General features: G+C 56.2%; 5 protein-coding genes. All 5 read right to left on the reverse strand.

Translation table 11 applies throughout. From position 1 onward, the window contains the following. Positions 1 to 67 precede the first annotated feature (67 nt). Positions 68 to 1,678 (reverse strand): type I restriction-modification system subunit M, encoded by a 1,611-nt coding sequence (locus WS69_RS14490; RefSeq protein ID WP_059471446.1) that lies wholly within the window; start codon positions 1,676 to 1,678, stop codon positions 68 to 70. After that, on the reverse strand, positions 1,675 to 2,763 hold the full coding sequence (locus WS69_RS14495; protein ID WP_059471447.1) for an AAA family ATPase: 1,089 nt from the start codon (positions 2,761 to 2,763) through the stop codon (positions 1,675 to 1,677). The genes WS69_RS14490 and WS69_RS14495 overlap by 4 nt, the downstream gene beginning before the upstream one ends. Then, the gene (locus WS69_RS14500; RefSeq protein WP_059471453.1) at positions 2,760 to 4,013 is read right to left on the reverse strand and encodes a restriction endonuclease subunit S; all 1,254 of its coding nucleotides are present in this window, start codon (positions 4,011 to 4,013) and stop codon (positions 2,760 to 2,762) included. The genes WS69_RS14495 and WS69_RS14500 overlap by 4 nt, the downstream gene beginning before the upstream one ends. A 13-nt stretch (positions 4,014 to 4,026) precedes the next feature. Continuing rightward, the gene (locus WS69_RS14505; protein WP_059471448.1) at positions 4,027 to 6,999 is read right to left on the reverse strand and encodes a type I restriction endonuclease subunit R; all 2,973 of its coding nucleotides are present in this window, start codon (positions 6,997 to 6,999) and stop codon (positions 4,027 to 4,029) included. 1,087 nt (positions 7,000 to 8,086) lie between these two features. After that, positions 8,087 to 9,161: IS21 family transposase (istA, locus tag WS69_RS14510; RefSeq protein WP_442854906.1), on the reverse strand; the 1,075-nt coding region annotated here is incomplete at its 5' end.

Here is a 9,161-nt window from a genome sequence, read left to right on the forward strand (position 1 = left end):
GTATCGTACCGAAAAATTCCGTAGTCGAGTGGAGCAGATTTGGAGCGTCGGCCCGTAGGTGATCAGATCACGGTAACAAAGGCCTTCCCAACTCCGCGAGGAATTCGTTGTGCCGCTCGGTCGCTATCTTGATCCTCTCATCCAGCGAAACCAGTTCAGCATGCACGGCCGCAAGGTCGATTTCCTCCTCGACCACCGCTGTACTCACATAGCGCGCGATATTCAGATTGAAATCGTTCTTCTTCTCGATTTCGTCCGTGCTCACCCGCCGCGAGTAACGTGGATCCTCCTTACGGAACCGGTAGGTGTCGATAATCTTGTCGATGTGCTCAGGTAGCAGCCGGTTCTGCCGCTTGCCCTTCTCGAAGTGTTCGGCCGCGTTGATGAACAGCACGTCGTCCGGCTTTTTACACTTCTTCAGCACCAGAATGCACACCGGAATACCAGTGGAGAAGAACAAATTGGGCGGCAGCCCGATCACCGTGTCGATGTGGCCGTCCTTGAGCAGCTTGGTACGGATGCGCGCCTCTGCTCCACCACGGAACAACACGCCGTGCGGGAGGATGATGGCCATCACGCCGTCCTCCTTCAAGAAGTGGACGCCGTGCAGCAAAAAGGCAAAGTCCGCGGCCGATTTTGGCGCCAGGCCGTGGTTCTTGAAACGCACGTCCTCACTCAGCGCTTCAGTCGGCTCCCAGCGATAGCTGAACGGCGGATTGGCGACAACAGCATCAAACTTCGGCATCTTGGCCGGGTTAGTCTCGCGCAACATGTCCCACTCGTTGAGCAAGGTGTCGCCGTGGAAGATATCGAACTCGGAATCCTTCACCCCGTGCAGCAGCATGTTCATGCGCGCGAGGTTGTAGGTGGTGATGTTCTTCTCCTGCCCGTAAATCTTGCCGATGCCGTGCGGCCCCATACGGTGGCGCACATTGAGCAGTAACGACCCCGAGCCGCAGGCGAAGTCCAGCACACTGTCCATATGCTTGCGCTGGCCGGTGGCCGGCTCTTGCCCGTCCAGCGTGACGATGGCCGAGAGGATGCTGGAAATGGGCTGTGGCGTATAGAACTCACCGGCTTTCTTGCCGGAGCCGGCCGCAAACTGGCCGATCAGGTATTCGTAGGCATCGCCCAGAGCGTCACTATCGGTGGAAAATTGCGTCAGCCCCTTGGCAATTTCGCTGATGATCTTACACAGGCGCGCATTGCGTTCGTCGTAATTCTTCCCGAGCTTGTCCGAGGCAAGATTGATCTCGGAGAACAGTCCCCGGAAGGTGCTGGCAAAGGATTCTGTTTCAATGTAGTCAAAGCCCTTTTGAAGCGTATCCAGCAAATAGCTGCTCTGTTCGCGCGCCATCTTTGCAATGTTGCCCCAGAGGTATTGCGGCTCGATCACATAATGCACCTTGCGACGCATCTGTTTTTCGAACTCGGGCACATCATCAAGATTGCCCTCATACCAAAGCTGCAACGGCGTGGACACCGAGCTGTCAAGCTGGGTAGGGTAATCCGGCCCCAGCTCCTTCTTTGCGGCAGCCTCGTAATTATCAGACAGATAGCGCAGAAATAGAAAGGCCAGCATGTAGTCGCGGAAGTCGTCCGCGTTCATCGCGCCGCGCAGTTGATCGGCAATAGTCCAGAGGGTCTTGCCTAGTTTCTGTTTTTCAAATTCTGTCATGCTGGGGTTCCTGCTGGTTCTGCCTGAAGATCGGGCAAGAAAAATTGATAACGATCGAGAAAGGCGCTCAGAATCTGGCGGAAAAGCGCCTTGGTGTCTTCGACCATTTCGCGCGGTTCATAGATGGCGTACTTGCCGTGGCTCAGCAGATTCAATGCACGGGCATAGAGCACTTCATCGTCTACGCCGTGGATACAGGCCGAGAAATCGTCGTGACCGAAGAAGGTCGCAGTTTTTTCCAAAATGCTGCGCAACATATTGAAGTGGTAGGTGTAGAGCGCATCCGATTCCGCCGCTCTCTTGACCTCGCTCAGCATGGCGACGTGATGAAAGAATGGCGTATCGTTCGTTGCGCGCAGCGCATATTCACTACCCCGATTCGGGCGGTGCAGGAAATACTTTTTGTGCGCCTCCTTCTTCAACTCATTGCAGACAACATTAAAAAATAGGGAATGATGGGACGAAATCGCCACCTTGAACCTATCTTTTCCCTTGCGCAATAGTTGAGCCAAGTCGCTCGCGACAGCAATGGCGTTGTTGTCATCAAGTGATGAAATCGGGTCGTCAATGTAGAGGTATTTGACCCAGGCATACGAGGGATGACCGTCAATCACGCGCTCGCAAATTGCCATGAACAGGCACCAGATGAAAATGTTTTCCTCACCGCGTGACACTTTTATGTGTTCTGCCTTGCCCTTGCTGAACGAAATCGTCCAGTTTTCATAATTCACATCGAAATCAAAGTCGGCATAGCGCCCCAGATAAGACTGGATACTTTCCTCCAGAGCCAGTTCCTTAATGCCCGAGAAAAAGCTCGATGCAGAATTGATGCGCAATACCCGCTGGCTGTCGTTATCGAGGTCGTTGTCCCAATGAAAGAGATCCTCGGTAAAGGCGTTAAAATACAGCGTGTCAGGATTGCCGCCGTTCTTGTGCTTTCCAACATCCTTGAAATCCATCGAAAGGCGTGTCTTGCCAGTGCCGTTGTAGGCATAGAGCAGCACAAAGCTCTGGCCGCCGCCATTTAGGTCATCGCGCAACCGTTGAGCAAGCCGCCGGATGGTTTGATACCGTTGCACAGTCATCCCTGTACCTCATCCAGCACAGGGAAAAGCCGTTGCATAAGACCCTTTTTATGGGCTTTCAGGGCGTCAATCTTTTGACTTCTGATTGCAATCAGATCGTCGAGTGAAGAAAACAAATTTGCAAGTTCTTCTTGCTCCTTTGTGCCAGGGTAACAAATAGGAAAATTTGCAACATCTGAGCTAGTAATATTTGAGTCCTTACGACTACTGCTTGCAATCTTCTTCCAATAGTCCACCTTTGCATTGAGCCAAGTCAGCAAATATATGGGCAGAACTTCATCCTTTTTTGGATTCAACACGGATATTGCTTGATTAGTCGCCGCCGGCATTGTCAGAAAACCAGTCCTACCAATTTGGTTAAAGCCGCCATACATGGCAACGAGCACAGAGTCGACTGGATTTATTTTTGCTTTCGCGGCATGCGTGATACATTCTTCCGTGCGAGCAATAAAAGAATTATTTAGATCAGTCGTCTTTACCCACGGAATCGTTCCGCCGTTGTAAAACTTCGGTTCTGAACGCAGAGGTGTCGTTCCCGATCTGATTGTCGCAATTTCGGATAAAACCTTTACCTTCCACTCCCCTGCATTCTGGAACTCAGGAAGTCGCAGGCGCGGGGCGGCCTCCCCTTCGCGAGGAAAAAGTTGTTGCATCAAGCCCTTTTTTTGGGTCTTGAGTGCATCCAGTTTTTGGTTTTCCGCCGCGACCAATTCGTCGAGGGACGACAAGCAGTCGGCGATTTTCTGTTGTTCCGGCTGAGACGGAACAGGCAAAGGCAGCTCGGAGAACTGCTTATAACTAACCATCTTGCCGTCGCGCAGCCCCTCAAGATTCTTATTCAATTGAGTAATGAATCGGTCCGTCTTGAGAAGTTGTCTGAAGTAGTTCGCTGCGTGCCCATGCTGCAGTCTTAGCACCACATAGGCCGGACTGCAGATTCCCTGATATTTTGAATATTCAATCCCCCCTTGAAACGAGCGCAAGCTGATGATGAAGTCACCAGCTTCCACGACTTTGTAGCCTTCAATGCTCTTGTCAGCTACGGATACGTGGTAATCGATCAAATTGCGTGGGATCGCCCCATGCTCTTGAGTTATAGCAAGGACAGGAAGGTCGGAGTTGTGATCCTTGTTGCTGACTTGATCGAAGACCTTATCGCCAAATTCACTTTTCCATCCCCCTGCATCCCGAAACTCGGGAAAGCGCAATCGTGGCATCACCGCCTGTTTCACGTCGCTCTCTTTGTTCATCGTACCCATGTCCTTATTGCTCATACGCGCTCAGCCCCGAAATCTCACGTCCCTGGGCGAGCTTGTGCAGCAGTGGCGTCAGGTCTTCCACCAGCGCCAGTTCTTTTTTTGTACGCGCCTTCCAGCCCAGACCCAGCGGCGCCATCAACTCGCTCAATGCTTCGCCGTCGAAGACGCGGCGGCGAAGCACGTCGTCCACAAATGCTTGCAGAGCATCAGTGGCCAGCCCATGCTTGGCGGCAATGTCGGTGAGTTCGCGGGTCTTCTTCTCGGCCTTGAAGCGCTCGTAACCAGCGCGTATCTGCTTTTCTCCCAGCGCCTCGCCCACCGGAAGGCCACGGATGTATTCGGCAATGTCCTCGCGCTCGTCGATGAACTTGGCGTCGGACTGAATCAGGCCGATAAGCTGCTCGCGGTTAAGGGTAAGCTTGCCGGGCTTCTCCTGCGTCATGCGGGAGATCAGCCCCATGATGTAGTCGTAGTCGATGACGGCGGAAGCGAAGAGCACAAACTCGAAATCAAGCTGCTGCACCTCGGGCAGAGCCTGGTCGCCTTCTTTGTCCTGCTGCTCCTTGAGCTGTTTGGCGGTCTCCAAATACACGCCTTTAAAACCTTGCAACTGCTCGGGTGGCGTGATCTGGCCGATCTGCGTTTTTTGCTCCTCGCTCAGGTCGGTGTACTGATCGAGCTGGGTCTTGAAGCGCTGCACGTCCTTGAACAGGTTGACGAACTGGCTGCGTGCGGCGTCGCCCCTGAGGTTAGCCACCTCTTCAGGTACATTGGCCAGCCCCTGCGATTGCATGAAGTCGGCCAGCTTCTGGGTGGCCGCCTGCAGGCTGTCGATGACCTTGGGTGCAGGGTCCACCAGCCAGATCTCGCGCGGATTGTCGACCTTCTCGCCTGAGAAGAGCGCGATGGCTTCTTCCACAGGCTTTTGCTGCTGACGGAAGTCCAAGATGTTGCCGTAGGGCTTGCTGTCGTTGAGCACGCGGTTGGTACGCGAGAAGCCCTGAATCAGCCCGTGGTGCTTGAGGTTCTTGTCCACGTACAGGGTATTGAGGTACTTGGAGTCGAAGCCAGTGAGCAGCATGTCCACCACGATCGTAAGGTCGATCTTCTGGGCGTGCGGCAGATCGGCATTAGCGTATTGCTGATCCTTGACGCGTTTTTGCACGTCCTGATAGTACAGATCGAACTCGCCGATACGGTGATTGGTGCCAAAGCGAGCGTTGTAGTCGCCAATGATGCGGGTGAGTGCGGCTTTCTTGCCCTCCGGGTCCTCTTGGTTGTCTTCCTTTTCCTGCGGCAGGTCTTCCTGAATCTGCTGCACGTCCCTGTTGCCCTCGGCGGGCGGAGAAAATACGCAAGCCACGTTCAGCGCCTGGAAGGTGTCATCTCCTTCCAGCTTCTTGGCCTGAAGCATTTTGAAAGCCTCGAAATACTCTATGGCGTCGTTGATACGGGCGGTGGCCAGTACGGCGTTGAACTTGCGCCCGTTGGTGGCGGCATCGTGCTTGGCGAGGATAGTCTCGATGACCTTGGCCTTGGCCAAGCCTTCGCCGGGCTTGGGCGGGTTCTTGCCCTCGGGCTTGAAGTAGTCAACGTGGAAGCGCAGGACGTTACGGTCTTCGATGGCGTGGGTGATGGTGTACTGGTGCAGGCAGCGCTGGAAGAGGTCGTCCGTGGTACGGTAGCTGGCCTGTTGCCCCTCGACCTGTTGATAGCTGGCGTTCTGCTCGAAGATGGGCGTGCCGGTGAAGCCGAACAACTGGGCGTTGGGAAAGAACTCCTTGATGGCCTTGTGGTTCTCGCCGAATTGCGAGCGGTGGCATTCGTCAAAGATGAACACCATGCGTTGGTTGCGCAGTGGCTCAAGGCGTTCCTTGTAGTTGCGCTTGTTGGTGCCGTCGAGCGCCAAACCCAGCTTCTGGATGGTAGTGACGATGACCTTGTCTGCATAGTCGTCGGACAGCAGACGGCGCACCAGCGTTTCGGTGTTGGTGTTCTCTTCAACGCAACCCTCCTGGAAGCGATTGAATTCCTCTCGGGTCTGGCGATCTAGGTCCTTGCGGTCGACCACGAACAAGCATTTGTCGATGTCCGGGTTGTCCTTGAGCAGGGTCGATGCCTTGAACGAGGTGAGAGTCTTGCCGCTGCCGGTGGTATGCCAGATGTAGCCATTGCCGCAGTTCTGGTGGATACAGTCCACGATGGCCTTGACGGCATAGATTTGGTATGGACGCATCATGAGCAGCTTTTGCTCGCTGGCCACCAGCACCATGTAGCGGCTGATCATCTGCCCCAAGGTGCACTTAGCCAGAAATTTCTCGGCAAAGCTGTCCAGTTGCGTGATCTTCTTGTTGTCCTCGCCCGCGAACTGGTACACAGGCAAGAAGCGCTCGTCAGCATTGAAGCTGAAGTGACGCGCGTTGTTGTTGGCGAAGTACCAGGTATCGGTCCGGTTGCTAACGATGAAGAGCTGGACGAAGCACAGCAGCGTCCTGCCATACCCGTTGCCGGGGGCACTTTTGTAATCGACGATCTGCTGCATGGCCCGGCGCGGGCTGACGTCCAGGGTTTTCAGCTCGATTTGCACCACCGGCACACCATTAATCAGCAGCATCACGTCGTACCGGTGATGGCTGTTGTCGGTGTTGATACGCAACTGGTTGACCACCTCGAAGTCGTTCTTGCACCAGTCGCGGATGTTGACGAGGGTGTAGTTCAACGGCGTTCCGTCGTCGCGCTCGAAGCTATTGATATTACGCAGCGTCTGGGCGGCGTTGTAAACGTCCGGAGTGATGATGCTGTCGAGCAGGCGCTGAAACTCACTGTCGGTCAGCCGCACCCGATTGAGCGCCTCGAACTTCGCGCGGAAGTTGGCTTCGAGAGCGGCGCGGTCGCGAATATCGGGCCGGTAGCTGTACTTGAGGTCGCCGAGCTTGGTGATCAGGTCCTGTTCGATCTGATTTTCTGTCGAGGTCATGAATTTGTTCCCGCCGTAGATGGCCCGTTGGTTTGGCGGACAGTCCGCCCCGGGTAGCTCATCGAAACCACGTCAGGCGCGCCTCCCCATCTCGCGAAACTTGGATTATATCGGTACAGCCCGGTACAATCGGGGTAGTCAGCGCTTTGGCTGTCGCTAAACGGCCAGCTTTCTCCCTAATCTGCGTGAGCAGACCGTCAGACCGGAAGTAACCCCGGTTGACGTTTCCGGGCAGAGCCAGCGACAGAGCACTGATGCCTCTTTGAGGCCGTTCTGCCGGCGGGGCAGGCCCCGACGGAACGAAGAAGAACCTGCGAGGAAAACCATCGATAAATCAACGGATCGATGGCGAGTACCGACTCGATGTACAGATGCGCGCGCGGACGCTTCCCTGAGAGGATAGCTGCAAGACCGGAACGAACACACAGCGCCGCACACCGCGACATCTGTACATACCCCTGGGCGCGGGGGCACCGTTGACGAATACGTACGTTTCCTTTTGCCACCTGACCCGTACGGCAGGCGATGGGGCGATTGCAGAAGGCGTACGTCCATGCAACGCTCCAAATCTCTGTTCGTTGTCAGCCATGCTGGCACCTCTCTCGCGTATTTATCCTCGCTGTATCCGCCCGCCCTGTCCGTCGTACAGGTCGCAGAGATCACTAGCGAGGCACCCCAGACCATCCGTAACCGGCTGAGCGCCGGCACATACCCTGTCCCGTCGTTCAAGATCGGCCGGAAGCGCGCTTTCCGCCTGGTTGATGTCGCAGCGTTTATAGATCGGCAATGCGCCGATGACCCGTCGAATCCCTCCAATCGGCCAACCCGACGAGGCCGACCGACGAAGGTTCAACAGGTAGCGAAACTGCAAGCGCAGACGAGCGCCCCCCAATCCGCCCCCTCATCAGGGCTGGTAGGGGGTACGCGATGAACGTGAACGTTCGAATCGACCCATCGTCATGGCAAGCGGGATTTGACGCCGGCAAAGCGGGGTGTCACGGATCGGCGTAATGGAGCCTGGGAAGATCGGCGTAAAGGCGCCACTTGGAAGGGTTGGGAAACGCAGTTTCGAACGCCGTCAAGAATGCTAGTTTTTGCCGCGTTTTTCAATGCCTGAAACAGGCGATTCCGGCATCGATTTGGGCACTCGATAACTGTCGCCGTCGAGGATGATCCGGTAGTCGTTCAGATCGAAGCGTACATAGGGCGTCTTGCCGACTTTGACGGCGAGCGTTTCCTCGACGGGATAGGGATTCTCCGGTAGCGCAAGCAGCGTAGGCTGCTCCTGGGCGAACGCCTGGCGCACACTGATCATGCGATCCTCCGGGCACGGGCGATCCGCCGCCTGCGTGCGGCACCAGTGTTCGGCTTGCGCATTCAGGTCATCCAGATCGGTGAACTGTCTGGCCGCGAAGAACGCGTCGCGGACGTGACGAATGGCGCGCTCCACGCGGCCCTTCTCGTTACCACGCGCGATGGCTACGGGTCTGGGTTCGAACCGATAGTGTGCGGCGAAGGCGAGCAGCGTCGGGTGGAAACGAATGGCGTCGCCCTGGCGTTCAAGGACGGCGCTCTTCAGGTTGTCGTAGAGGACGACCCTACCGAGGCCGCCCCAGCGCGTGAAGGCGCCGATATGGCCGCGCAGGAAGTTCTCCATACGCGCATCGAGGAAAAAGCGCAGATACAGCTCGCGCGAGTACGAGAGCACCATCACGAAGGCCATCAAGGGCCGGCGCGCACGGCCGATATGCAAGTGACCGAAGTGCCCCCAGTCGCATTGCATCTGTTCGCCGGGCAACGTGCGCAGCCGCAGGTACGCTTCGGCAGGCGGGCGTGGCCGGTGCAGAGAGATCAGATGTCGGAAGTGCGTGGGCCGGCCCTGATAGCCGCGCTCGCGCACCATGCCGTAAAGGCGGCTGGCGGTGAGCGTGGGATACTTCTCCAGCGTTTGGCGAATGAATGGCAGGTATGGCTCGATCATCGAAGGCCGCGGCGCCGGTCCATGACGCGGCAGACCAGCTTGTGCGAGCACCCGTTTGACGGTGCCGCGATGCACGTGCAATTGCTGCGCGATCGTGCCGCAGCGCCACTTCTCGACGTGGTAGAGCCGCAGGATATGGGCTTCGAGTTCAGCGTCAATCGTCACCTTTAGAGCCTCCTCG

Origin of the sequence: Burkholderia sp. BDU5 (assembly GCF_001522845.1) — a bacterium.
Taxonomy (GTDB): domain Bacteria; phylum Pseudomonadota; class Gammaproteobacteria; order Burkholderiales; family Burkholderiaceae; genus Burkholderia; species Burkholderia mayonis.